The organism is Enterobacter sp. MGH85 (assembly GCF_001037655.1).
Classification (GTDB): domain Bacteria; phylum Pseudomonadota; class Gammaproteobacteria; order Enterobacterales; family Enterobacteriaceae; genus Enterobacter; species Enterobacter intestinihominis.
The window spans coordinates 3,639,237-3,664,591 of sequence record NZ_KQ089925.1 but is presented as its reverse complement, the minus strand read 5'-3'; the positions used below and the strand labels follow the sequence as shown (position 1 = coordinate 3,664,591).

At 53.8% G+C, this 25,355-nt stretch carries 26 protein-coding genes; 18 read left to right on the top strand and 8 right to left on the bottom strand.

The features are described 5' to 3' along the window. The first annotated feature begins 28 nt into the window (after window positions 1–28). The 3 genes from ydiJ (at window position 29) to SK51_RS17305 (ending at window position 3,772) form a co-directional block, all read left to right on the top strand. Entirely contained in the window at window positions 29–3,085 is a 3,057-nt protein-coding gene (ydiJ, locus tag SK51_RS25020) for a D-2-hydroxyglutarate dehydrogenase YdiJ (RefSeq protein ID WP_023305977.1), read from the top strand. Then, complete coding sequence (gene menI, locus SK51_RS17310; RefSeq protein ID WP_023305978.1) at window positions 3,082–3,492, top strand: 1,4-dihydroxy-2-naphthoyl-CoA hydrolase; 411 nt, start codon at window positions 3,082–3,084, stop codon at window positions 3,490–3,492. Before ydiJ ends, menI begins: the two co-directional genes overlap by 4 nt. 85 nt (window positions 3,493–3,577) lie before the next feature. Further along, window positions 3,578–3,772 (top strand): YdiH family protein, encoded by a 195-nt coding sequence (locus SK51_RS17305; RefSeq protein WP_003857766.1) that lies wholly within the window; start codon window positions 3,578–3,580, stop codon window positions 3,770–3,772. 46 nt (window positions 3,773–3,818) lie between these two features. On the opposite strand, the gene SK51_RS17300 is transcribed toward SK51_RS17305, so the two are convergent. Both SK51_RS17300 and SK51_RS17295 read right to left on the bottom strand, forming a co-directional pair. Then, complete coding sequence (locus SK51_RS17300) at window positions 3,819–4,448, bottom strand: helix-turn-helix domain-containing protein (RefSeq protein WP_023299922.1); 630 nt, start codon at window positions 4,446–4,448, stop codon at window positions 3,819–3,821. A gap of 77 nt (window positions 4,449–4,525) precedes the next feature. Beyond that, window positions 4,526–5,185: a winged helix-turn-helix transcriptional regulator gene (locus tag SK51_RS17295; protein WP_048206861.1), complete on the bottom strand. Its 660-nt coding sequence runs from the start codon at window positions 5,183–5,185 to the stop codon at window positions 4,526–4,528. Window positions 5,186–5,539: 354 nt separating this feature from the next. Here SK51_RS17295 and SK51_RS17290 point away from each other — a divergent pair, with 354 nt between their 5' ends. The 6 genes from SK51_RS17290 to SK51_RS17265 are packed head-to-tail and all read left to right on the top strand — an operon-like array spanning window position 5,540 to window position 11,544. Further along, window positions 5,540–6,070 carry a fimbrial protein gene (locus tag SK51_RS17290; protein WP_022647861.1) on the top strand — a complete coding sequence of 177 codons (531 nt, stop codon included), beginning with the start codon at window positions 5,540–5,542 and terminating at the stop codon, window positions 6,068–6,070. 57 nt (window positions 6,071–6,127) lie between these two features. Continuing rightward, window positions 6,128–6,805 carry a fimbrial biogenesis chaperone gene (locus SK51_RS17285; protein WP_022647862.1) on the top strand — a complete coding sequence of 226 codons (678 nt, stop codon included), beginning with the start codon at window positions 6,128–6,130 and terminating at the stop codon, window positions 6,803–6,805. Window positions 6,806–6,832: 27 nt separating this feature from the next. Continuing rightward, window positions 6,833–9,376 carry a fimbria/pilus outer membrane usher protein gene (locus SK51_RS17280; RefSeq protein ID WP_032676315.1) on the top strand — a complete coding sequence of 848 codons (2,544 nt, stop codon included), beginning with the start codon at window positions 6,833–6,835 and terminating at the stop codon, window positions 9,374–9,376. Between the two features lies 1 nt (window position 9,377). Then, window positions 9,378–10,325 carry a fimbrial protein gene (locus SK51_RS17275; protein WP_032676314.1) on the top strand — a complete coding sequence of 316 codons (948 nt, stop codon included), beginning with the start codon at window positions 9,378–9,380 and terminating at the stop codon, window positions 10,323–10,325. A gap of 11 nt (window positions 10,326–10,336) precedes the next feature. Continuing rightward, window positions 10,337–10,849 (top strand): fimbrial protein, encoded by a 513-nt coding sequence (locus SK51_RS17270; protein ID WP_048206860.1) that lies wholly within the window; start codon window positions 10,337–10,339, stop codon window positions 10,847–10,849. 41 nt (window positions 10,850–10,890) lie between these two features. After that, window positions 10,891–11,544, top strand: coding sequence for a helix-turn-helix transcriptional regulator (locus SK51_RS17265; RefSeq protein WP_022647866.1), 654 nt, complete (start codon window positions 10,891–10,893; stop codon window positions 11,542–11,544). 52 nt (window positions 11,545–11,596) lie between these two features. Here the strand turns inward: SK51_RS17265 and fdhF are convergent, their stop codons facing one another. The 4 genes from fdhF to ycgZ form a co-directional block, all read right to left on the bottom strand. Continuing rightward, complete coding sequence (gene fdhF, locus SK51_RS17260; protein WP_023305983.1) at window positions 11,597–13,747, bottom strand: formate dehydrogenase subunit alpha; 2,151 nt, start codon at window positions 13,745–13,747, stop codon at window positions 11,597–11,599. A 193-nt stretch (window positions 13,748–13,940) separates the two neighbouring features. Further along, on the bottom strand, window positions 13,941–14,219 hold the full coding sequence (locus SK51_RS17255; protein WP_022647868.1) for a biofilm/acid-resistance regulator YmgB/AriR: 279 nt from the start codon (window positions 14,217–14,219) through the stop codon (window positions 13,941–13,943). 29 nt (window positions 14,220–14,248) lie between these two features. Further along, on the bottom strand, window positions 14,249–14,569 hold the full coding sequence (locus tag SK51_RS17250; RefSeq protein ID WP_032671092.1) for a hypothetical protein: 321 nt from the start codon (window positions 14,567–14,569) through the stop codon (window positions 14,249–14,251). Between the two features lie 4 nt (window positions 14,570–14,573). Next, the gene (ycgZ, locus tag SK51_RS17245) at window positions 14,574–14,813 is read right to left on the bottom strand and encodes a regulatory protein YcgZ (protein WP_017384632.1); all 240 of its coding nucleotides are present in this window, start codon (window positions 14,811–14,813) and stop codon (window positions 14,574–14,576) included. A gap of 339 nt (window positions 14,814–15,152) precedes the next feature. On the opposite strand from ycgZ, the gene SK51_RS17240 reads away from it, so the two are divergent. Together SK51_RS17240 and SK51_RS17235 are read left to right on the top strand one after the other, a co-directional pair. Next, window positions 15,153–16,373, top strand: coding sequence for a diguanylate phosphodiesterase (locus tag SK51_RS17240; protein ID WP_048206858.1), 1,221 nt, complete (start codon window positions 15,153–15,155; stop codon window positions 16,371–16,373). Window positions 16,374–16,561: 188 nt separating this feature from the next. Next, the gene (locus tag SK51_RS17235; protein WP_023305985.1) at window positions 16,562–17,290 is read left to right on the top strand and encodes a MerR family transcriptional regulator; all 729 of its coding nucleotides are present in this window, start codon (window positions 16,562–16,564) and stop codon (window positions 17,288–17,290) included. Window positions 17,291–17,400: 110 nt separating this feature from the next. Here SK51_RS17235 and SK51_RS17230 read toward each other — a convergent pair whose 3' ends face one another. Together SK51_RS17230 and SK51_RS17225 are read right to left on the bottom strand one after the other, a co-directional pair. After that, the gene (locus SK51_RS17230) at window positions 17,401–17,853 is read right to left on the bottom strand and encodes a DUF3828 domain-containing protein (RefSeq protein WP_023305986.1); all 453 of its coding nucleotides are present in this window, start codon (window positions 17,851–17,853) and stop codon (window positions 17,401–17,403) included. A 1-nt stretch (window position 17,854) separates the two neighbouring features. Next, window positions 17,855–18,214, bottom strand: a complete 360-nt coding sequence (locus tag SK51_RS17225) for a hypothetical protein (RefSeq protein ID WP_023305987.1) — start codon at window positions 18,212–18,214, stop codon at window positions 17,855–17,857. Window positions 18,215–18,710: 496 nt separating this feature from the next. Between SK51_RS17225 and sufA the strand changes: the two genes are divergently transcribed. The 7 genes from sufA (at window position 18,711) to ldtE (ending at window position 25,339) form a co-directional block, all read left to right on the top strand. After that, window positions 18,711–19,079 (top strand): Fe-S cluster assembly scaffold SufA, encoded by a 369-nt coding sequence (sufA, locus tag SK51_RS17215; RefSeq protein WP_022647873.1) that lies wholly within the window; start codon window positions 18,711–18,713, stop codon window positions 19,077–19,079. Window positions 19,080–19,087: 8 nt separating this feature from the next. Then, window positions 19,088–20,578 carry a Fe-S cluster assembly protein SufB gene (gene sufB / locus SK51_RS17210; protein ID WP_003857739.1) on the top strand — a complete coding sequence of 497 codons (1,491 nt, stop codon included), beginning with the start codon at window positions 19,088–19,090 and terminating at the stop codon, window positions 20,576–20,578. 9 nt (window positions 20,579–20,587) lie between these two features. Then, window positions 20,588–21,334, top strand: coding sequence for a Fe-S cluster assembly ATPase SufC (gene sufC / locus SK51_RS17205; protein ID WP_022647874.1), 747 nt, complete (start codon window positions 20,588–20,590; stop codon window positions 21,332–21,334). Beyond that, complete coding sequence (gene sufD, locus SK51_RS17200) at window positions 21,309–22,580, top strand: Fe-S cluster assembly protein SufD (protein ID WP_023305988.1); 1,272 nt, start codon at window positions 21,309–21,311, stop codon at window positions 22,578–22,580. Before sufC ends, sufD begins: the two co-directional genes overlap by 26 nt. After that, entirely contained in the window at window positions 22,577–23,797 is a 1,221-nt protein-coding gene (sufS, locus tag SK51_RS17195) for a cysteine desulfurase SufS (RefSeq protein WP_023305989.1), read from the top strand. Before sufD ends, sufS begins: the two co-directional genes overlap by 4 nt. Window positions 23,798–23,811: 14 nt before the next feature. Continuing rightward, entirely contained in the window at window positions 23,812–24,228 is a 417-nt protein-coding gene (gene sufE / locus SK51_RS17190) for a cysteine desulfuration protein SufE (protein ID WP_023305990.1), read from the top strand. A 97-nt stretch (window positions 24,229–24,325) separates the two neighbouring features. Then, window positions 24,326–25,339 carry a L,D-transpeptidase LdtE gene (gene ldtE / locus SK51_RS17185; RefSeq protein WP_023305991.1) on the top strand — a complete coding sequence of 338 codons (1,014 nt, stop codon included), beginning with the start codon at window positions 24,326–24,328 and terminating at the stop codon, window positions 25,337–25,339. Window positions 25,340–25,355 lie beyond the last annotated feature (16 nt).

Below are 25,355 nucleotides of genomic sequence, written 5' to 3'. Positions count from 1 at the left end.
CACACTATTCTCATTAGGGTCGACAGCAATGATCCCACAGATTTCTCAGGCACCGGGCGTCGTTCAACTGGTGCTTAATTTTTTGCAGGCACTGGAGCAACAGGGTTTTACAGGTGATACCGCCACCGATTATGCCGACAGGCTGACGATGGCAACCGATAACAGTATTTACCAGCTTCTTCCCGATGCCGTCGTTTTCCCGCGCTCTACCGCCGATGTGGCCCTCATCGCCCGTCTGGCGTCGCAGGAGCGTTTCAGCTCCCTGGTCTTTACCCCGCGCGGCGGCGGGACGGGCACCAATGGGCAGGCGCTGAACCAGGGCATCATCGTTGATATGTCCCGCTATATGAATCGCATCATTGAGATCAACCCGGAAGAGGGGTGGGTGCGTGTGGAAGCGGGGGTAATCAAAGATCAGCTGAATCAGTTTTTAAAACCGTATGGCTATTTTTTTGCGCCCGAGCTTTCCACCAGTAACCGCGCAACCCTTGGCGGGATGATCAACACCGATGCCTCAGGGCAGGGCTCGCTGGTCTACGGCAAAACCTCCGATCACGTCATGGGTGTGCGGGCGGTGCTGCTGGGGGGCGATATTCTCGATACCCAGCCGTTGCCGGTCGAACTGGCTGAAACGCTGGCAAAAGAGAGCACCACCAGCGGACGGATTTATCGCACCGTGCTGGAGCGCTGCCGCGAAAATCGCGAACTGATCCTCGACAAATTCCCGAAGCTCAATCGCTTCCTGACGGGCTACGATCTGCGCCATGTCTTTAATGACGATCTGAGCCAGTTCGATCTTACCCGCGTACTGACCGGGTCAGAAGGTACGCTGGCCTTTATCACCGAAGCGCGTCTGGATATCACCCCGCTGCCGAAGGTGCGCCGTCTGGTGAACGTCAAATACAACTCCTTTGACTCCGCGCTGCGTAATGCCCCGTTTATGGTGGAGGCGCGGGCGCTGTCGGTGGAAACCGTTGATTCAAAAGTACTGAACCTGGCCCGGGAAGATATTGTCTGGCATTCGGTGAGCGAACTGATTACCGACGTGCCGGATAAAGAGATGCTCGGTCTGAACATCGTCGAGTTCGCCGGGGATGACGCAGAGCTGATTGAGAGCCAGGTGAGCACGCTCTGCCAGCGTCTGGATGAGCTGATTGCACAGGGGGAAGGCGGCGTCATTGGCTGGCAGCTGTGTAACGACCTCTCCGGCATCGAGCGAATCTACGCGATGCGTAAAAAGGCGGTGGGGCTGCTCGGTAACGCGAAAGGGGCGGCGAAGCCGATTCCGTTTGCGGAAGATACCTGCGTGCCGCCGGAGCATCTGGCGGATTATATTGTGGAGTTTCGTGCGCTGCTCGACAGCCATGGTCTGAGCTATGGCATGTTCGGGCACGTTGACGCGGGTGTGCTACACGTGCGCCCGGCGCTGGACATGTGCGATCCGCAGCAGGAGATCCTGATGAAGGAGATCTCCGACGAGGTCGTGGCCCTTACGGCCAAATATGGCGGTTTGTTATGGGGAGAGCATGGCAAAGGATTCCGCGCCGAGTACAGCCCGGCGTTTTTTGGCGAACAACTCTACGCCGAGCTGCGTAAGGTGAAAGCCGCTTTTGATCCTGATAACCGTCTTAACCCGGGTAAAATCTGCCCGCCAGAGGGCGTTGATGCGCCGATGTTGCAGGTAGACGCCGTCAAGCGCGGCACCTATGACCGACAAATTCCGATTGCGGTTCGCGCTTCCTGGCGCGGCGCGATGGAGTGCAACGGCAACGGGCTGTGCTTCAACTTCGATGTGAAAAGCCCGATGTGTCCGTCGATGAAAATCACCAGCAACCGCATCCACTCCCCAAAAGGACGTGCGACGCTGGTGCGCGAATGGCTGCGCCTGCTGGCCGATCGCGGCATTGACCCGCTCAAGCTGGAACAGGAGCTGCCGGAAAAACGCGCCAGCCTGCGCGGGCTCATCGAACGGACCCGCAACAGCTGGCATGCGAATAAAGGCGAATACGATTTCTCGCATGAGGTGAAAGAGGCGATGTCCGGATGCCTGGCGTGCAAGGCGTGTTCAACCCAGTGCCCGATTAAAATTGATGTGCCGGAATTCCGTTCCCGCTTCCTCCAGCTGTACCACACGCGTTATCTGCGCCCGATGCGCGATCATCTGGTGGCAACGGTGGAGAGTTACGCGCCGCTAATGGCTCGTGCGCCAAAAACCTTTAACTTCTTTATCAATCAGCCGCTGGTGCGCAAACTGTCTGAAAAACATATCGGCATGGTGGATCTGCCGCTGCTGTCGGTGCCATCGCTCCAGCGTCGGCTGGTGGGGCACCGCTCGGCGAACATGACCCTGGAACAACTGGAAGCATTAAGCCCTGAGCAGAAAGCGAAGGTGGTGCTGGTGGTGCAGGATCCGTTTACCAGCTATTACGATGCGCAGGTGGTGGCTGATTTTGTCCGTCTGGCAGAGAAAATTGGCTACCAGCCGGTGGTACTGCCGTTCTCGCCGAACGGCAAGGCGCAGCACATTAAAGGTTTCCTGACCCGCTTCGCGAAAACCGCGCAGAAAACTTCAGATTTCCTGAATCGCGTGGCGCAGCTCGATATGCCAATGGTGGGCGTCGATCCGGCGCTGGTGCTCTGTTACCGGGATGAATATAAGCAGACGCTCGGCGATAAGCGCGGTGATTTTCAGGTCTTACTGGTGCATGAGTGGCTGCCTTCGGTGCTGAAGCAAACGGCCCCTCAGGAGGTCAGCGGAGAATCCTGGTACCTGTTTGGGCACTGCACTGAAGTGACCGCGCTGCCGACGGCGCCTGCCCAGTGGGCTTCTATCTTCGCCCGCTTTGGCGCGAAGCTGGAAAGCGTCAGCGTGGGCTGCTGCGGTATGGCCGGAACCTACGGTCATGAAGTCAAAAACCACGCTAACTCGCTCGGCATTTACGAGCTGTCGTGGCACCAGGCAATGCAGCGCCTGCCGCGTAACCGCTGTCTGGCGACGGGCTACTCCTGCCGCAGCCAGGTGAAACGGGTGGAAGGTAACGGCGTTCGCCATCCCTTGCAGGCTTTACTGGAGATTATCGGATGATCTGGAAACGTGCGGTCACTCTGCAGGCCTTAAATGCCATGGGTGCAGAAAACATGGTCGGTTTACTGGATATCCAGTTTACGCGCATTGGCGATAACGAACTTGAAGCGACGATGCCAGTAGACAGCCGTACTCATCAACCGTTTGGCCTGCTGCACGGCGGCGCGTCCGTCGTGCTGGCCGAAACGCTGGGGTCGGTCGCAGGTTACCTGTGTACGGAAGGGGAGCAGAAGGTGGTCGGGCTGGAGGTCAATGCCAACCACATCCGCTCCGTTCGCAGCGGGCGCGTGCGCGGTGTTTGCCGCGCACTGCACGCCGGAAGTCGTCATCAGGTATGGCAGATTGATATTCTGGACGAGCAGGATCGCCTGTGTTGTTCATCCAGACTGACGACGGCCGTTGTGTAAAGTTTCCGAATGTCTTGCTTTTGGTCAAAAATTAGCCGCCTGATTGTGATATACTGGTCACGTTTTGAACATAAGCGAGGACATCATGGATACTGAAATAACCCCAACACAGCTGGCAATTGAATATTTACGTCGCGATAAAAGCAATCTGTCTCCGGCGCAGTACCTGAAAAAGCTGAAACAACTTGAGCTGGAATTTACGGATTTGCTGGCGCTCTCTTCAAACGAGCTGAAAGAAGAGATCTACTTTGCCTGGCGGTTGGGCGTTCACGTCCATTGAGCAGTGAAGAAAAGGCCGCCCGCGCGGCCTTTTTTGTGTCTGAAAATCAGTATTTGGCAGGCAGCTTGTTAATTTTAATGAGCCGGCCTTCTTCCATTTCGATGAACCCGCCCGTTTTCAGGTCAGCCAGTATCCGCATTACGCCGCTGCGGGAAAGCCGGGTTTTATCCCGGATGTACCTTTCCGCCGTCACGCTGCGTCGGTAGTTGTCATCTTCCTGCATCAGCATCATGAGCTGCTGACGAATCATCTCGTAAGCCGTTGGCGCACCTTTCGGCATGACGTTGTGATAAAGGCGGTTATAGACAAACATCAGATGATTAGAAAGCAGCCCCCATAACGCCTTCTCTTTGATAACTTCTGCCACCCGATCGGTTGCTAGCACGCCGATCAGGCATGGCGTCACCGTTTTGAGATAATCGTTAAAATATATGTCCGTCAGGTTAGCGAGGCCAAACAGGGCGGGACTGCGCGCGGTGGTAAGCATCATGTCGTCGCTTCTTCTGTATATCGCGATTGTGCCCTCGAGAATTAAATAACACATACTCTGCCCGTTAACCTGGAGATCAAGTTGCTCACCGGGATCGGTTTTATACGTGGCGCAGTGCGGCTGTAAGTGGGAAATCAGTTCCTGGGCATAGGGAGAGCCGCGATGCGATGGTTTGTCAGAAGACATAGCGTTAACCTGGAAAGAGACTGTACTTTCTATAGTGTCGCTCTTATTTTCCACCTTCTCCAGAGATAAAAACAGCCTCAGTACTTGCGGGGTAAGTGATGGATCTCGATTAGCACGCCGCGCTCCATAGTGATGTATTTCCCCGTCCGCAACTCCGCCAGGATCCGCATAATGCCGCTGCGTGAAAGATAGGTGCGGCTTTTGATATAGGCTGCGGCGGTAATGCTTTGTCTTATGGCTTCCGGCTCCTGCATCAGTTCTACCAGCTGAAAGCGGATAATGTCGTAAGCCGACATCTGCGATATCTGGGCAGAATGTTCGTAAACGCGCGATGCGGTATAGATCAGCAGGTTCGAGAAGGACTCCCATAAATTCTGTTGTGCGACTACGTGATTAAAACGCTCCAGCGTAACGCTAGCCACCTCTGAAGTTTCCAGCGCTCTGACGTAGAGGTGCTCAGAAGAAAACTGGCTGCTCACGCCGAGTATAAAAGGTGCGGATTCGGAATTTAAGACGATACCGTCACCTCGGCGATGCAATGCCACGCTGCCATGTAACAGTAAAAAGCACTGGCGGATATCACCGGAATAATAATGGATGACTTCACCTTTAGCCATGATGCATCTTTCGGTATGCGGCAAAACATTATCGATTATTTTTTCAATGTGCTTAAGAGGCTTAGCGCCAAGCACAGTTGTTATTTCATTGCCTGAAACGGGCGCAATACGGGTGTTCATAAGAGGCCTCATACACTGATGCGATCATTTTTTGATCGACATAAAGAATTATCTTAAAAAACAGTTAGTCAGGGAATATTTTCGTCGAGTCTAATTATAGACTTGCCTATTAATGAGAGTTAATTGGTTGAATTTGAAACATTTTTGACTTAGGTCTAAAAGTAGACCGGGGACTTTATTGTTAAGATATTTCCAAAATAATTTGTTTTGTTTTTGTTAAAAGAGAGTCTACAGCTAGACCCTAAAATCGATTGTGCGTAGAAAAGGAGTTGTATAAATTTTGATTCGTCGAAAGGGGTTTTATTTCTGCAACTGAATATCGGTAATAAATAAAGTAATACAGGAAAGAGAATTATGAATAAAAAATTGATGATGGCAATGTTAGCGGCAGGTTCTGTACTCACCATGACCAATGCATTTGCAGCAGCAGGTACCGTTAATTTTAACGGAAATATTCTGGATTCTGCCTGCGACGTAGATGTGGCATCTCAGAACCAGGTGGTGGTATTGGGCGATTATTATAAAACGGAATTCCCGACGGCGGGAGCCAGAACGGCTGCGACGCAGTTTAATATTATTTTGAAAAACTGTCCTGTGACGGTCACTAATGCAAAAGTCCGTTTTGACGGTACGCCGGATTTAACCAACGCCAGCCTGCTGGCGATTGATACGTCCGTGGCGGGGGCGGCCACAGGGGTAGCGATTAACCTGATGACTGCAGATAAAGCCGATCTGCCGCTGTACGGCAGCAACAGCTATACCTACGCGCTCAGCAGTACGGCTGATAATACGCTGAACTTCTACGCGCAGTATATCTCCACCGCAGCGTCCGTGACCGCGGGCCCGGCTAACTCGGTCGCGAACTTCTCAGTGGTTTACAACTAAGTCATTGGCAGTAATTAGCAGGGGGCATCCCGGCCCCTTGTTTTATGAGGTATTGAAATGCGTTTTATAACGACAACTGGCCTGGCGATGGCGCTGTTATCGCTGACGTTAACATCCGCCAGTGCTGGAGTAGTTATTGGCGGCACCCGCATTATTTTCGATGGGGCAAAAAAAGAAGCGTCAATAAGTATCACCAATCCTGATGACGTTCCTTATTTAATCCAGTCGTGGATTGATGTTCAGGATGGGCAATCCGGTAAAGCGCCTTTTATTATTACGCCTCCGCTGTATCGGCTGGATGGCGGGCAAAAAAACCTTGAGCGTATTGTCATGACAGGCTCGCTGCCTCAGGGGCAGGAGAGTTTATTCTGGCTGAACATTAAAGCTATTCCATCAGCCTCAAAGCAGATGAACTCGCTGCAAATTGCCGTCAAAACGCGGATTAAACTTATTTATCGGCCAGAGAGCCTTCGTGCGTCTACCCCTGAGGAACAAACCAACAAATTAACCTGGCATCGTGCGGGAAATGCTCTGCAGGTAAATAACCCTACGCCGTACGTTATCAATTTCAATGAAATAACGGTCGGGGGTAAAAAACTTGACGATGTCACGTACGTAATGCCTTCAGGCTCAGTTCGTTTCCCGTTACCGAATGGGACCAATGGCAATACGCTGACGTTTAAAGTCATTAACGATTATGGCAATCCTGGCGAATTACACCGGGCCAGTTTGTGATCCCTTTGCATTAATCGGGTGCTCGTCATGACAACGGCATTTAATACAGTGCAGCCTGCGCGCCTGGCAATATTCATTGCCCTCGCGCTTGCGGGTTTCTCTCCCACGCTGTATGCCAGTGAGACGTTTAATACGGAACTGGTAGAACTGGATAATCCCGGAATGGGAAAAGCGGATTTATCTGCCTTTGAATCCGGCTCGCAGGCACCCGGGACGTACCACGTGGATATTATTCTTGACGAGCGGCTGCTGGAAACGCGGGATATTCGTTTCATGGCAGTGAAGGATGCTAACGGCAGTGAAACGTTGCAGCCGTGCCTGAGTATCAGGCAGTTAAAAGCGTGGGGCGTGAAAACGGCGCTTTTCCCGCAGCTCGACGCCGGGCAAGGAGAATGCGCCGATCTCAAGGCGATTCCACAGGCCAGCGCGGACTTCCAGTTTGGCGCCCAGCGTCTGGCAATCAGCATCCCACAGGCGGCCATAGATCTGCCAGCGAGAGGTTACGTTCCGCCGGAGATGTGGGATGAAGGCATTACCGCGGCCATGCTCAACTACAGCCTGAGCGGCGCGAACAGCCGGGCAAGAAGCGGGGCAGGCATCCGCAGCGACAGTCAGTATGCAAACCTGCGACCGGGGATCAACGTCGGTCCCTGGCGGTTACGCAACTACACCACCTGGTCCCGCGATGCGTCCGGCCAGGATAAGTGGGACAATGTCTATACCTTGATGCAGCGCGCGATTATTCCCCTGCAAGCCCAGCTTACGCTCGGAGACAGTTCCGCCCCTGCCGATGTCTTTGACAGCATGCCTTTTCGCGGCGTCCAGCTGGCGTCCGACGACGACATGCTACCGGATTCCCTGAAAGGCTATGCGCCGGTGGTGCGCGGTATTGCGCGAACTAACGCGCAGGTCGTGGTGCGTCAGAATGGCTATCAAATCTACCAAAGCTATGTGGCGCCGGGCGCGTTTGAGATCGCGGATATGTATCCCACCGGCGGCGCGGGCGATCTTGATGTCACGATCGTCGAAGCTGATGGCAGTGAGCAACATTTCACCCTGCCGTACGCTTCGCTGCCGGTCCTGCAACGGGAGGGGCGCCTGAAATATGCCCTTACCGCCGGGCAGTATCGATCGTATAACCGTAGCGTGGAGAAAACCCCCTTCGGGCAACTGACCGGATTCTACGGCCTCCCTTACGGCCTCACGCTCTATGGCGGCGTTCAGGGGGCAGATAAGTACCAGTCGGCGGCTCTGGGGGTGGGCAAGAACATGGGCGATTTCGGGGCGATATCCGCAGACCTCACCCAGGGCTGGTCAACGCCGGAGCATGCCGCGAAAACAAGCGGTCAGTCGTGGCGGGCCCGATACAGCAAGAATTTTATTAATACCGGGACGAACTTTTCGATTGCCGGGTATCGCTACTCGACCCGCGGCTATTACGGGATGCAGGAGGTCCTCGATTCGTACGGCGACAGCAGCGCGCTTCAGGACAGGCGACGTAACCGTGCCGAGCTGACAATGAGCCAGACGCTGGGGGACAACCTGGGCGCGCTTACCCTCAGTGCGGCGCAGGAAGATTACTGGAATGACGGTAAGTCGATGGCTTCGTGGAGCGTCGGCTATAGCAACTACTGGCACAACATCAGCTATGGCCTGACATGGACCTACAGCAAAAATGTCCGCTCAGCGTCAGAAACCCGCGACAACCAAAAAAACGCTGATCACGACCAGCTTCTGGCGTTCAACATCAGCATTCCGCTGGATAAATTTTTGCCGCAGACATGGGCGAACTATGGCATGAACGCCAGCAGGAATAACGGGACGACACACAGCATCGGTCTGAACGGGGTGGCACTCGAAAACCGAGCCCTGAACTGGAACGCGCAGCAGGGATACGGCACAGAGGGCGTGGGCTATACCGGCAGCGTTAACGCGGACTACAGAGGCACCTATGGCGAAGCCACGGCGGGGTATGGTTATGACAAAAACAGTGAACGCCTGAATTACGGGCTACAAGGCGGCATTCTCGCCCATGCTGATGGCATCACGCTTTCTCAGCCGCTGGGGGAGACCAACGCCTTAATTAAAGCCCCTGGCGCCCACGGCGTGGATATCCGCAATCAGCCCGGTGTACGGACAGATGTTCGCGGTTATACGGTCGTGAGCAACCTTTCGGTCTACCGAAAAAACGATCTCACTCTCGATCCGGAAAATATGCCGGAGGATGTCGAACTGGAGATCAACACCCGCACGGTGACGCCGACGCGGGGAGCGGTGGTGAGAGCCCATTATTTGCCGAAGTCAGGTCGCCGGGTGCTGATGACCTTGACCGACAACGAACGCGCCGTTCCGTTTGGGGCGGTGGTCACCCTTGTCGGTGATGAGAGCAGCAGTTTTATTGTGGGCGATCGCGGTCAGGTTTATTTAACCGGTATGCGCGAGGAGGGGACGTTAGTCGCGACATGGGGGAGTCAGTCCAGCCAGCAATGCCGCGCTGATTTCAGCCTGCCGACACACTCAACATTCGGTGGGATCGCTGACATGCGCGCCTCCTGCCGTCAGGAACGTTAACATGAAATGGCTTATCGTGATTTTGCTTCTCTGTTTGCTCGCGGCGGGAAACCTCGCCCGTGCCGGTACGTGCACCACCATCACGCCGCAGCTGTCAACCCTGTCCGTGGGGACGATTAACGTGCAGCGTGATGCGCCTGTCGGCACGGTGGTCTTTTCCGGCGCGGCGACAGCCACCGGTTCCTATCTTACTGGATGTGCTAATCCGCTGATGCTGGGATTCAGCATGCGCTACAACAGCGCCACGTTGAGCAGCTACGGCAATCATGTTTACAACACTAACGTCAGCGGGATAGGCATACGCTTTTCCTCCAACGCCTATTTTGAAAACCCGAGCAATACGTTCTCGTACAATGCGCAGACCTCCTATGTCGACTGGTATGGCGGGAGGATTGAGCTGGTGGTGACTGGCCCGGTCTCATCGGGGGCGTTAACCCCGGGGGCGATCGGCGTCGTGACGCTTCAGGGGAGCGACGGCATCTATCGTGACGGCCTGACCACGCAGCTCACCGCCGGAACCATTAATGCCATGGCGTGCACGGTGAATACGTCACAGCTGACGTTTCCGATCGGGGATATCCCCGCCTCGGCGTTCGGCACCGTGGTGGGCACCACGCCAGCGGGAGCACAAAACACGCAAAACCTGGGCTTAACCTGCGCCGCCGGAACCAATATTACGGTCTCGCTCAGTGGAATACAGAATCCGGACAGCGCCAATACCAGCGTGATGGCCTTAACCGGGCAGGGAAATGCCGGCACCGCAAAAGGGGTTGGGGTGCAGCTTATCTATAACGGTGTGCCGCTGGTGATGAACAGCCGACTATTCTTGCGGCAGTCTGCCGGCGGGCAAGAGACATTGCCGTTAACGGCCCGATATTACCAGACGTTGAACCGCGTGGAGTCAGGTTCAGCAAATGCCTCCGCCACCCTTAATTTGACCTATCAGTAGCAGGTACGAAGATGAAAATAATATACGGGACACTGCTGTTACTGGCTTTACTCAGCGGGAAGGCTTTCACCGCTGATAGCGTCAACATCGGTGTGACGGGAAATATCGTTGCGTCGCCGTGCATATTTAATGGCGGGAGTAACAGCCTCGATGTCAATCTGGGCAATATTCAGGCAACCAATATGGCGACGCCGGGCTCAACATCGGATCCGGTGCCATTTAGTCTGCTGTTCACCCAGTGCCCAACGGGAACGCAAAGTGTGACCGTCTCTTTTACCGGCAGCCCCGATCCCGCGGCGGGCGCGGACTATTTTATGAACAGCGGTTCGGCCACGCACGTGGCGATAGCCATGCGCGATGCCCAAACGGGTACGCTTAAAGGAACAGGCTCTGGCATGACTCAAACTATTGGTGCCGACAGAACCGCGACAATGGCTATGCAGGCCTCGGTTAAATCCATGTCGGGTGGCGTCACGCCGGGAAGCATCAGTGCAGTTGTGGTGATGACGATGCAGTACAACTGAGCGCCGGTGATATGCCTTTTTTAAAGACGTTGGTATGAGCTATGTTAAATATTCTGATTCAGGAAACCGATCTATTTTTTCAGGCTGGGCTACATGAATTTTTCGAGGATTTTTTTAAACATAACTTTCATCGTGCCATCACATTTAACCTGGCGCTGACCCATGAAAACGTCAGTCAGGCCGATATTATTGTCCTGTCATTATGCCAGGGTGAAACACTGACCTGTTTTCCCGAGTTACTCGCCCGGCAAAAAGGGATTGTGCTAGGGTTTGTCGACGATGAACTGCGCTTTTCGGCGTTGCCCTCCTGCTTTCAGGACATTATTTTTCTCCCTCGCCGTGCATCGCTTGATCGTATCAGTGGCGTACTGTTTATCGCGTGGTTCAGGACGCAATTACCGGGTTACACATGGACTAAACATAACTGCTTCGACTGCCAGCATAAAGGGTTATCCCGGCAACAAATTCGTATTCTGGTCAATTTTTACCGAGGGCTGTCGGTAGTGCAGACCGCTCAGGCGCTGGAGATGAGTCAGAAAACGGTCTTTACCCATAAATATATGCTGATGCAAAAATTTAATCTGCGAAGCGATTACGAGCTGATCGTACTGTTGAGAAGGTTGATGGAGAAAAAGAGCCGTCCGAACCTGCTTCGCGATTACCTGGAAAATAATTATGCAGAACAGATAGCGTAAAACGTCAGCGGATAGCTGGCCGGGCAGTAATAGCCACCACCCGGCAATGTATTTAAACGTTAACCGCAGCGATCAACCGCGTCTTCATGGTCTGGTATGCAGAAGCCGCAAAATCCTCCGCCCAGCGCTGGTCCTCGATCGCCTCCATCTGCACGGCGCAATATTTCGTTTCAGGCGTTCTGGAGATCGGGTCTAGATTATCCTGCGTCAGCTCATTACAGGCGCCAATCCACCACTGGTAGGTCATATAGATTGCTCCCGCATTGATGCGCTCGCTGATGCTGGCGCGCGTGATCACTTTACCCCGGCGTGAACGTACCCAGACCAATTGGCCGTCGGCGATCCCACGCTCATCCGCGTCGGCCGGGTTCATTTGCACCCGGCCCGGCTCGTCGGCCAGGCTTTGCAGCGCCGCGCAGTTCCCGGTCATTGAGCGACAGGAGTAGTGACCGACTTCGCGCACCGTGCAAAGTACCAGCGGGTAATCCGTATCCGGTGTCTCGGCCGGAGCGCGCCAGGGGGCAGCAAACAGCTGGCCTTTGCCAGTGGGGGTGTCGAACTGATTATCCCTGTACAGATAGGGTGTGCCGGGATGATCAAGGGTTGGGCAGGGCCACTGGACATGGCCCATCTCGCCCATTTTTTCGTAAGTCACGCCGTAGAAGAGGGGGCACAGCTCGCGCATTTCGTCCCAGATCTGCTGGTTATTCTCGTAATGCATGGGATAGCCCATCTCCGTGGCCAGCAGGCTGATGATCTCCCAGTCGCGCTTGACGTTGCCGCTGGCCTCAATGGCCTTGCCAAAACGCTGGAAGCCGCGATCGGCACAGGTGAACACGCCAGCATGTTCTCCCCATGACGTGGCAGGGAGCAGTACGTCAGCCACCTCTGCCGTTTTGGTCATAAAGATGTCCTGAACCACCACAAAATCGAGGGACTCAAAGCCGCGGCGGACCAGGCCCAGATCGGCTTCTGTCTGAAGCGGATCTTCCCCCATGATGTAATAGGCTTTGATCTTACCTTCCAGCGCGAGATGCGGCACTTCGGTGATACGCGTCCCGACGCGATCGTCCATCCGGCTGACATTGATTTTCCACGCATCGGCAAATTTCAGTCTGACTGCCGGGTCAGTGACATCCTGGTAGCCGGGGAACATATTGGGCAAAACGCCCATATCGCAGGCACCCTGAACGTTATTTTGCCCGCGAACCGGACCTACGCCGACGGCAGGGCGGCCCAGGTTGCCGGTGAGCAGCGCCAGGCTGGAGAGACCTTTCACCACATCAACCGCCTGACCAAACTGCGTAACGCCCATTCCCCACATTACCGTTGCTGAAGGCGCCGCCGCGAACATGCGCATTGCCTGACGAACATCCCGCGCGGGAATGCCCGTCAGATGTTCAACCTGCTCGGGTGCGTAATCTTTTACCGTCAGTCGGTAAGCCTCAAGCCCTTCTGTGAAGCGGGCAACGTAGTTTTTGTCGTACAGTTCCTCTTCAAGCAGGACATAGCCAAAGGCATTGACCAGCGCCATGTTACTGCCGTTTTTCAACTGAAGATGAAGATCGGCAATGCGTGCCGTTTCAATATGACGCGGATCGCAGACGATGATTTTTGCGCCATTTTCACGTGCTTTAAGCACGCGTCGGGCGACGATGGGGTGAGAGTCGGCGCAGTTATAGCCGAACACCAGCAGGCATTTTGAGTTTTCAATATCGTTAATGGAATTGCTCATGGCACCGTTGCCGAGGGTCTCCTGTAAACCGGCAACGGACGGACCGTGACAGACGCGGGCGCAGCAGTCGACGTTGTTAGTGTTCAGCACCGCACGGGCAAATTTTTGCATCACATAGTTGGTCTCATTGCCCGTTCCCCGCGAGGACCCCGTGGTCATAATGGATCGAGGGCCGTACTGATCTTTGATGCTTTTAAGCCTGTGAGCAGTATAGCGAATGGCCTCTTCCCAGGTAACAGGGGTAAAGGACTCGCCTTTGCTGTAGCGGATCATGGGCTGCGTCAGACGGGGGGTAAGCAGCCGTGTGTCGTTAAGAAAGTCCCAGCCGTAGAATCCTTTCAGGCAAAGCGTGCCCTGATTGGTTACGCCATCAGCGGCTTCGGCACGGATAATCCGGTTATTTTTAACGACGAGGTTTAGTTTGCAGCCTGCACCGCAGTAAGGGCAGACGCTGGCGATTTTTTTCATCAATAACAGACCTGTTAAGAAATGAAGCAATGTTTACTGGAAAGCCCAGTCCCTTAGCGGACTAAGCAGGATCCATGCCACATTCAGCGTGCTTGATTAACAGGGCGTCAGGGAAGAGAGGGTGTGTCATCGTCAGTCTGTTCGTCAGAATTGACGATGACACGCTATCCGTAGGGATGGGAAGGGAGAGGCGTTAAAGATCGTCCATGGTATAACCGACAACAATTTCCAGCGTCTTGCGGATCACATCTGCCTTAACGACATCGTCGGTGGTTTCCAGCGTCTGGATCAGCCAGAGAATGATCGCTTTGTTGGTCAGATGACCTTCAGAAGCGAGAACACAACGAACCGCAGTCGAAAAAATGGCAGACTCTTCAGCAAAGCGATCGCCTGCGTGACGGAAATACTCCGACAACGCGCTATCTAAAAAGGCGGAGTGGTATTCGGGTTGAAGCTGAATATTTTGTCTCATTTGTTCTCACCGTTGCTGTAAAGTTGTAGTCAATGCATCTTTTTGGGATCGGACGGTTTTCCATTTCCAAATAACGGCACTACATTGTCTCGATTATTTTTGAGAGATCCCTCTCTCTGTATTCGTCCTTGTGCGGTTCTGCGACCTTTAAAAGCGACCGTGCCTGAGCTGATTTCAGCTATCACCCTCGCTAATGTCTCCCGCCGCTGGGGATCCGTCTCACAGGCTTGCATGTTACGCAGACGCTGAACCAATCCCTCGGTCGTCACGGGACCGCGCTCCTTCAAAAGTGAAAGAGCGGCTTCTCCAATAAGCTTGTCGATCAGTCTGTCCGCATCACTGCTGTTCATGACATTAACGTTCGAAGAGCAGGCCAAGAAGCATGTGATAATGATGTTCCTCTTCCGGGCCATTGGCCTTTTCAAGGCGACTCAACAGTTTTGTGCAGAGCGATTTGCGATTCAGATTTCGCCCGTCGCTAAGGATTTCAACAACAACCTGACCCAATGTTTCCTGTTGGGTTGGAAGCGCGGCTTTTTCGAAATACTGCGCAATCGCTGTTGCCGAGTCTGCGAGGTGTCCGTTCTGCTGCATGTTTCGCTCCTGTAAATTTTCGTAATCAGTAACGTTACATTTAAGGTATACATAATTTTCAAATCTGTACATTTAAAATGTACAATTTTTTAAATATTTTATAATATATTTTATAAAATCATTATTTATCAGATGCTTATTCTTATACGATTTACTGCGGTATTCACAAGATATATTGTACAATTCGAAGCGGCGTCGCAGAGTTGTACAAGCCCGTAAATGACGCAAAAAAGCCGTGTAAATCGTTGAGATGTAAATTATTTGTTGGGCAATTAATGTGCTATAACAGAGTTTTCCCCACGTGTTTTCGTGGTCACCCCCTCAATCTTCAGGATTAGCATGCTCACAACCATCATTTACCGCAGTCATATCTGCGAGGACGTTCCAGTGAAAGCGCTGGAAGACATGGTCGCTGCTGCAAATTGTAGAAATCGCCAGTTCGATGTGACGGGGATTTTGCTGTTTAACGGCACACACTTTTTTCAGTTACTTGAAGGGCCCGCTGATAACGTTAAGGAGATCTATGAGCTCATTTGCCGTGACCCACGGCATCACAACGTGGTCGAATTGTTTAGCGATCACGGGCCTTCAAGACGTTTTGGCAATGTGGGTATGGAGCTCTTCGACCTTCGTCAGTACGACACCAACGAAGTGCTGCAACAGGTTCTTGATAAAGGCACAAGCCGCTATCAGCTAACCTATAACGATCGCGCCCTGCAATTTTTCCGCACCTTCGTTGAGGCCACTGAAAAAGCCAACTACTTTGAGCTGCCTCCGGCTGACGCCTGGGAGTTTGTCACCGAAAATACGCCGTTATCCTCCCAGCCGACAGTAGTGGCAAAGGGCGCGGACTGTAGTTTCGCGTTTCAACCTATCGTCGATCCGTTTATGCAGCAGGTAGTTTCCTGGGAAGCCCTGATCCGCACGCCGTCCGGTGCGTCCCCGGAAAGCTATTTTGCCAACCTGTCGCGTGAGGCGCTGTACGAATCGGATCTGAAGAGTAAACAGGTGGCTTTGTCGATGGCCAGCGCGCTGGGCCTACAGACTCAAACGTTGTCCATTAATCTGCTGCCGATGACGCTGGTCAATGTTCCTGGCGCCGTCGATTTTTTACTGACGGCAATTGAGGCGAACGGTTTTGTGCCGGAGCAAATTGTGGTCGAGTTCACCGAGAGCGAGGCGATCTCGCGCTTCGAAGAGTTCACCAGCGCGGTCAGACAGCTTAAAAGCGCCGGGATCAGCGTGGCCATCGATCACTTTGGCGCGGGATTCGCCGGTCTGCAACTGCTGGCTCAGTTCCAGCCGGACAGAATCAAGATCAACCGTGATTTGATTGCTAACGTGCACAAGAGCGGCCCGCGTCAGGCAATCATTCAGTCAATCATTAAATGCTGCGCCTCCCTGGAAATTCTGTTCTGTGCGGTAGGCGTAGAGCTGGCTGAAGAGTGGATGTGGCTGGAATCTGCCGGGATTTCTCAGTTCCAGGGTCACCTTTTCGCCAGCCCGCGTCTGGGGGGCATTCCGGCGATTGCCTGGCCCGAGAAAAAGTACGATTTATAAAAACCTGTACGTAACTCTTAATAGTGACCTGTACGTACGGCTAAATTTATACAACAATACATTAACGAGTGAGGGGTTCTTTGAGCCATTCACTTGTCTCAGAACGAGGAGTTAGTTATACAAATGATTTGTACAATCTGATAAGGTTGGTTTGGTTAGGTATGGAAGTATTGTGCGTGAGGGAGTTAATGGCCTATTACAGTATCGGCGAAGTGGCCGAACGATGCGGTATCAACCCCGTTACGCTGCGTGCCTGGCAGCGCCGTTATGGATTGTTGAAGCCGCAGCGAAGTGAAGGGGGTCATCGTCAGTTTGACGATGAAGATATCCTGCGTATCGAAGAGATCAAACGCCTGATGAAAACGGGTGTTTCGGTCGGTAAAGTAAAAGCGCTTCTTGAAAATACAGAAGTGATGACGCATGGGAACTGGGCATCGTTTCAGGAAGAGATGTTAACCGTTCTGCGCTATGCCAATCCGGCAAAACTGCGCGCCAAAATCAGTGAGTTCCGCCGTGACCATGCGATGGATGTTCTGATAGATAACATCATCACCCCTGTGCGGCAGCGAATGAACCAGGACCAGAATACGGTGCGTCACATGGCGAGCCTGCTGGACGGTGTCCTGATTGAGTTTGCCGTTGCAAGCCTGGGTGAGTCGCGAAAAAAAGCAGGTAAAGATGCGCTGCTGATTGGGTGGGAGTGCGACGACCGTACGCATTTGTGGCTGGAAGCGGCCCGTCTTGCCTACAAGGGCTGGCATATCGACGTGCTGGCTGAACCGATTGATTCTCCACGTCCGGAACTTTTCCCTGGACAAAAAATTTTCGTCTGGACCGGTAAAGCACCTACGCCTCGTCAACAGGAGCAGCTCGACCACTGGCGTGAACAGGGTTTCGCCGTCTCGTTCCATCACTGATGTTAAGGGGGCCAACGGTAAACCGCCAGCGCGGGTTTTTAGCCTTCTGGCGATACGACAGGGGTATCCGCGAAGATGCATAGCATCAGTACCCCTGTCATATCGTCGGTTTATTCCATCATCAGGTTGTCTGAAATATTCATACTGGCCACGGATTCAACTTTCCACACGCCATCTTCCTTGACCATGCAGTCAATTACGGTGTGATCCCGCTTTTTGCCGAATGAGATATAAACCTGCATACAGGCGGCATCGTAATCCAGCGCCCGCGCACTGACGATGCCCCAGTCATCTTCATATCCCTGAGCCTTGATGAACATATCGACGTCAGGCACGTCATATTCATCTGGATCCAGCTTATCCATGTCTTTGAGTTTGCTGATGGTTTCACGGGTTACATATGGCCTCAGCGCTTCATAGTTTTTCAGGGGCTCTTTCCCGATAATAATTTGCGAGATGTACCACTTATTAAACTGAAGGGCAGCGGATACCTCAGGGGGTAACTTCTGTGCAGCTGATGCGAGAGTGGGCAGAAGCAGGATCGCCAGAATTATTTTTTTCATGTCAGTCATGCCTGTAAATTGCATATGCTGGCTTTACTTCCCGGTATTCTTTTCCCGGATACATTGTTCGCTGAACAAAATCAGAGTACCAGACGCCGTTCCCACCATAGATGCAAGCGTGGCCATAGGGGTGGTGCGCTGTGGGCTGGATCACCGCCACATCGCCCTCAACAGGCTCACCGTAAACTTGGTGGAAGCCCGCCAGAATTAAATTGCTTTTCATATCCTTAGCATAATGTGTGTTCTGTAGATTAGCACCGCCGGCGCGAATGGATTTTGAAACAAATTCTGCACATCTTTTCTGGCTATACTGACCTGCATGCTGGCGAGCATGAACTGCGGCTTTATGGGCACTCCACATAATTTAATCCCTTACTGAATAAATGGTTAACAAGGGAAACATTACGCCGAAAAGGGACGAGTTTATGTAATTAATCATGATCGGAATTTAACCACTATCAGACTGATAAATAATGGTTAACTTATCCATCAAACGTCTTTATGCGCGCCCAGGTAAGGCAAAAAAGAATTAAAAAGAACCTGGCTTAAGGGGGAGGCATACGTAAAAAATGTATATGATGCCTGGGCGTACTTTAGCTATCTCAAAAATAGGTATTTTCAATACAATTTTTATTATTGCCCGCCACCTTACCGCCTTTCTTATGAAATGCATTATTTATCAATGCATTGAACAAAACTAACCCACCCATCCGCATCCCGTCACAGGGTCTATGCTTAATGAAAGTAGCCAAAAAGGGCGGTTTAGCCCAAAGCCCCTGCTCGCAGGGGGTTGAAGTGATAATCGTTATCACTAACATGGTGTTATGCCCTGGTGGCTTATCAGATGAGGTGGACCTATGGAACTGCATTCAGAAACCTTCAATCCGGCCGATTTTGCCTGGCGTGGCTTAACGCTGACGCCCGCGGCGGCGGCGCATATTCATGAGCTGGTGGCAAAAAATCCCGACATCCTCGGCGTACGCTTAGGCGTTAAGCAGACGGGCTGCGCGGGATTTGGCTACGTGCTGGATACCGTAACCGAACCCAAAAAGGACGATCTGGTCTTTGAAACCGACGGTGCAAAGTTATACGTCGCGCTACAGGCTATGCCGTTTATCGATGGAACCGAAGTCGACTACGTTCGGGAAGGTTTAAACCAGTTATTCAAATTTCATAACCCGAAAGCCCAGAACGAATGCGGCTGCGGCGAAAGCTTTGGGGTATAGGCGGTACTATGTCTCGTAATACTGAAGCAACGAGTGATGTAAACACCTGGAGCGGCGGACACCTCAACTATAAAGAGGGTTTCTTCACGCAGCTGCAAACCGATGAGCTGGCGAAAGGCATCAACGAAGAGGTCGTGCGCGCCATTTCGGCGAAACGTAACGAGCCGGAGTGGATGCTGGAGTTTCGCCTGAGCGCATTCCGCGCGTGGCTGGAGATGGAAGAACCCCACTGGCTGAAAGCGCATTACGATAAGCTGAACTATCAGGATTACAGCTATTACTCCGCGCCCTCATGCGGCAGCTGCGATGATACCTGTGCCTCGCAGCCCGGCGCGGTACAGCAAACCGGTGCCGAGAACAGCTTCCTGAGTAAAGAGGTGGAAGAGGCCTTCAATCAGCTCGGCGTGCCCGTGCGCGAAGGTAAAGAGGTGGCGGTGGACGCCATTTTTGACTCCGTCTCGGTGGCAACCACCTACCGTGAAAAGCTGGCGGAGCAGGGGATAATTTTCTGCTCCTTTGGGGAAGCCATTCACGATCACCCGGAGCTGGTGAAAAAGTACATTGGCACCGTGGTACCCAGTAACGATAACTTCTTCGCGGCACTGAATGCGGCGGTGGCGTCAGACGGCACCTTTATCTACGTGCCTAAAGGTGTGCGCTGCCCGATGGAGCTCTCGACCTATTTCCGCATCAACGCGGAAAAAACCGGCCAGTTTGAACGCACCATCCTGGTGGCCGATGAAGGCAGCTACGTCAGCTATATCGAAGGCTGTTCGGCGCCGGTGCGCGACAGCTACCAGCTGCACGCGGCGGTGGTAGAGGTGATCATCCATAAAGACGCGGAAGTGAAATACTCTACGGTACAGAACTGGTTCCCGGGCGATGGCAACACCGGTGGTATTCTGAACTTCGTCACCAAGCGTGCGCTGTGCGAAGGTGAAAACAGTAAGATGTCCTGGACGCAGTCAGAAACCGGCTCCGCCATTACCTGGAAATACCCGAGCTGTATTCTGCGCGGCGACAACTCCATCGGTGAGTTTTACTCCGTGGCACTGACCAGCGGTCATCAGCAGGCCGATACCGGCACCAAGATGATCCACATCGGTAAAAACACCAAATCGACCATCATCTCCAAAGGGATCTCTGCCGGTCACAGCCAGAACAGCTATCGCGGGCTGGTGAAAATCATGCCGACAGCCACCAACGCACGTAACTTTACCCAGTGCGACTCCATGCTGATTGGTGCGGACTGCGGGGCGCATACCTTCCCCTATGTCGAATGCCGCAATAACAGCGCCCAGCTCGAGCATGAGGCGACTACGTCACGTATCGGTGAAGATCAGCTGTTCTACTGCCTGCAACGCGGGATCAGTGAAGAAGATGCGATTTCAATGATTGTTAACGGCTTCTGTAAGGACGTGTTCTCTGAACTGCCGCTGGAATTTGCCGTTGAAGCCCAGAAACTCCTCGCCATTAGTCTTGAACACAGCGTCGGTTAAGGAAAGCACATGTTAAGCATTAAAGATTTACAGGTTAGCGTGGAAGAGAAAGAGATCCTTCGTGGGCTCAATTTTGACGTCAAACCGGGTGAAGTTCACGCCATCATGGGGCCAAACGGCTCCGGGAAAAGTACGCTTTCAGCGACGCTGGCAGGACGCGAAGATTATGAGGTCACCAGCGGCTCCGTTGAGTTTAACGGCAAGGATCTGCTGGAGATGTCGCCTGAAGAGCGTGCCGGTGAGGGCATCTTTATGGCCTTCCAGTATCCGGTGGAAATCCCGGGCGTCAGCAACCAGTTCTTCCTGCAAACCGCGCTGAACGCGGTGCGCAAGTATCGCGGGCTTGAGGCGCTGGATCGCTTTGACTTCCAGGATCTGATGGAAGAGAAAATCAAGCTGCTGAAAATGCCCGAAGATCTGCTCACCCGCTCGGTGAACGTGGGTTTCTCCGGCGGTGAGAAAAAACGTAACGATATTCTGCAAATGGCGGTTCTTGAGCCGGAGCTGTGCATTCTCGATGAAACCGATTCAGGCCTGGATATTGATGCCCTGAAGATCGTTGCCGACGGCGTAAACTCTCTGCGTGACGGTAACCGCTCATTTATTATCGTGACTCACTACCAGCGTATTCTGGACTACATCAAACCGGACTATGTCCACGTGCTTTATCAGGGGCGCATTGTGAAATCCGGTGACTTTACGCTGGTTAAACAACTGGAGGAGCAGGGTTATGGCTGGCTTACCGAACAGCAGTAATGCACTCCAGCAGTGGCACCGGCTGTTTGAAGCGCAGGGTGGAGCGCGCTCTGAACAGGCTCAGCACCATCTCCAGCAGATGCTGCGTCTCGGTTTACCGACGCGTAAGCATGAGAACTGGAAATATACCCCGCTGGACGGCCTGCTGAACGGCGAGTTTGTCACCCGTCTGGCGCAGGTTAGCCCCGGTCAGCGCGATGTGCTGGCGCTGAGCGTGGATGCCGTGCGTCTGGTGTTTGTAGACGGGCAGTTTCGTGAGGAACTCAGCGACAGCGTACAGGAGAGCGGGTTCGATATCGCCATTAACGATGAGCGTCAGTCGCTGAACGCGCCCGTTCAGCCTGAAGTCTTCCTGCATCTGACAGAGAGCCTGTCTCAGTCTTTAACCCATATTCACGTTAAGCGTAACCAGCGCCCGGCGAAACCGCTGCTGCTGATGCATATCACCCAGGGTGTTGAGGGCGGCGAGATCAACACCGCCCACTATCGCCACCATCTCGAGCTGGCAGAAGGGGCAGAAGCGACGGTAATTGAGCATTACGTTAGTCTGAACGACACCCGCCATTTTACCGGCTCGCGTCTGACGATGAACGTGGCGGCCAACGCCCAGCTGCACCATATCAAGCTGGCGTTTGAGAATCCGCTCAGTCACCACTTCGCCCACAACGATATTCTGCTGGGCCAGGATGCCGCGGCGTACAGCCACAGCTTCCTGCTTGGCGGCGCGGTGCTGCGCCACAATACCAGCACCCAGCTGAACGGTGAGAACACTACGCTGCGTATTAACAGCCTGGCAATGCCGGTGAAGTCAGAAGTATGCGACACGCGCACCTGGCTTGAGCATAACAAAGGCTACTGCAACAGCCGTCAGCTGCACAAAACCATCGTCAGCGACAAAGGACGTGCGGTGTTTAACGGCCTGATCAATGTGGCGCAGCACGCCATCAAAACTGACGGGCAGATGACCAACAACAACCTTTTGCTGGGACGTCTGGCAGAGGTGGACACCAAACCACAGCTGGAAATTTATGCGGACGACGTGAAATGCAGCCACGGCGCAACGGTCGGGCGTATTGACGATGAGCAGATGTTCTACCTGCGCTCTCGCGGAATAGACCAGCAGGCCGCGCAAAAGATGATTATTTACGCCTTTGCGGCTGAGCTGACGGAAGCGCTGCCCGATGGCGGACTTAAACAGCAGGTGCTGGCCCGTATCGGTCAGCGGCTGCCTGGAGGCGAAGCATGACATTTCCCGTAGAGAAAATCCGGGCAGATTTTCCGGTACTGACCCGTGAAGTGAACGGTCTGCCGCTGGCCTATCTCGACAGTGCGGCCAGCGCGCAAAAACCGAATCAGGTGGTGGATGCGGAAGCCGAGTTTTACCGCCACGGTTATGCGGCGGTCCATCGCGGGATCCACACTCTGAGCGCCGAGGCGACCCAGCGCATGGAAAACGTGCGCACGCAGGTTGCGGCGTTTCTCAACGCGCGTTCGCCGGAAGAGCTGGTGTTCGTGCGTGGCACCACCGAAGGGATCAACCTGGTGGCTAACAGCTGGGGCAATGCGCAGGTGCACGCGGGGGATAACATCATCATCACCCAGATGGAGCACCACGCTAACATCGTGCCCTGGCAGATGCTCTGTGAGCGTATGGGGGCGCAACTGCGGGTGATCCCGCTAAACGAAGACGGTACGCTTCAGCTTGAACAGCTGGACGCCCTGCTTGACGACAGAACGCGGCTGGTAGCGGTGACCCACGTTTCAAACGTGCTGGGGACGGAAAATCCGGTGGCGCTGATCGTCGACAAAGCCCATCAGGCCGGTGCGAAAGTGTTGATTGATGGTGCCCAGGCGGTGATGCACCATGCGGTTGACGTTCAGGCCCTGGACTGCGATTTCTACGTCTTCTCCGGGCACAAGCTGTATGGTCCGACGGGCATCGGCGTGCTGTATGTGAAGGAGGATATTCTCCAGGCCATGCCGCCGTGGGAAGGGGGCGGGTCAATGATTGCCACCGTCAGCCTGACGGAAGGCACAACCTACGCCCGGGCGCCCTGGCGCTTCGAGGCGGGTACGCCAAACACGGGCGGGATAATCGGGCTGGGCGCGGCCATTAGCTACGTCTCTGAAACGGGGCTGGCGGCGATTCAGGAGTACGAACAGCTGCTGATGCAATATGCCTTGCAGGAGCTTGCCGGCGTCCCGGATCTGACCTTATATGGCCCTGCTGACCGTCTGGGTGTGATAGCCTTCAACCTCGGCAAGCATCACGCTTATGATGTGGGCAGTTTCCTGGATAATTACGGCGTCGCCGTACGTACCGGGCATCACTGCGCGATGCCACTGATGGCGTATTATCAGGTACCGGCCATGTGCCGCGCATCGCTGGTGATGTACAACACAACGGAAGAGGTCGACAGACTGGTGGCGGGACTAAAACGTATTCATCAGCTGCTTGGCTAACGGAGAGGCGAGAGATGGCAGATTTGCCGGACAGAGATAAATTGCTGCGTAACTTTGGGCGTTGCGCAAACTGGGAAGAGAAATACCTTTATATTATCGAGCTAGGTCAGCGCCTGCCGCCGCTCAGCGAAGAGGCGCATAACCGGGACAACATCATTCAGGGCTGCCAGAGCCAGGTCTGGATCCAGATGCAGCAGACGGATGATGGCGTAATCGATTTACAGGGTGACAGCGATGCCGCCATTGTGAAGGGGCTTATTGCCGTCGTATTTATTCTTTATCACCAGATGTCGGCGCAGGATATTGTCGCCTTTGACGTTCGCTCGTGGTTTGAAAAAATGGCCTTAACCCAACACCTCACCCCGTCCCGCTCCCAGGGACTGGAAGCGATGAACCGCGCCATACGCGCCAAAGCCACAATCCTTAGCTAAACTGACAGAACAGCATTCATTCTGTTTCGCGGGGTGGTTTCCACCTCGCTGGTTTTTCAGCTTTCTGACGTTTGGTCAGTGAATAAGGAATCTCAGCATGAAGCGCGCGTCTCTAATAACTCTATTACTCCTTGGTTCGCTCAGTGCTGTTAATTCAGCCAGGGCGGTTGATTATCCTTTACCGCCCGCAGGCAGCCGCCTGATTGGGCAAAATCAGACATACACCATTCAGGAAGGCGACAATAAGCTCCAGGCTATCGCTCGTCGGTTTAATACCGCCGCACAGCTTATCCTTGAAACCAATAATACCATTGCACCGGTAAACCCTGCGCCAGGAACGGTCATTACCATTCCTTCCCAGATGCTGCTCCCGGACACCGAGCGTGAGGGCATTGTGGTGAATCTGGCGGAGCTGCGTCTTTACTTCTATCCGCCTGGCGAAAATATCGTGCAGGTCTATCCGCTGGGTATTGGTCAGCTTGGGCTGGAAACACCGGTCAGCACCACCCGTGTGAGTCAGAAAATCCCTAACCCTACCTGGACCCCCACAGCGGGCATCAGAGCGCGCTCACTGGCACAGGGCATTAAACTGCCGCCTGTGGTACCCGCAGGGCCAAATAACCCGCTGGGGCGCTTTGCGCTGCGTCTGGGCATCGGGAATGGGGAATATCTTATTCATGGCACCAGCGCGCCGGACAGCGTAGGGCTACGGGTCAGCTCGGGCTGTATGCGAATGAACGCGCCGGATATCAAAGCGTTGTTTGAACAAGTGCGCGTCGGCACGCGGGTGCAGATTATCAATGAGCCGGTTAAGTTCTCCGTCGAGCCGGACGGCAAACGTTATATCGAGGTGCACAGGCCGCTGGCGCAGGCTGAGGGCGAAAACCCACAGACGGTGCCGTTCACGCACTCGGCGGCGTTTACCGCCTTCGCAGCGGAATCAGGTAGCGATAAAACGCTAATCGACAAAGCTCTGGCGCGCAGAGCCGGGATCCCGGTTGCCGTTTCAGCAGGCAATGGTTCGTCAGCCGGCAATTCTGTCCTGTCGGTTCAGAACAGTCGTGTCTCAGCGGCGGTGACGGAAGGCGAGGGAGAGAAAGCGCTTCAGTAGAGGTTTGACGAAGGCA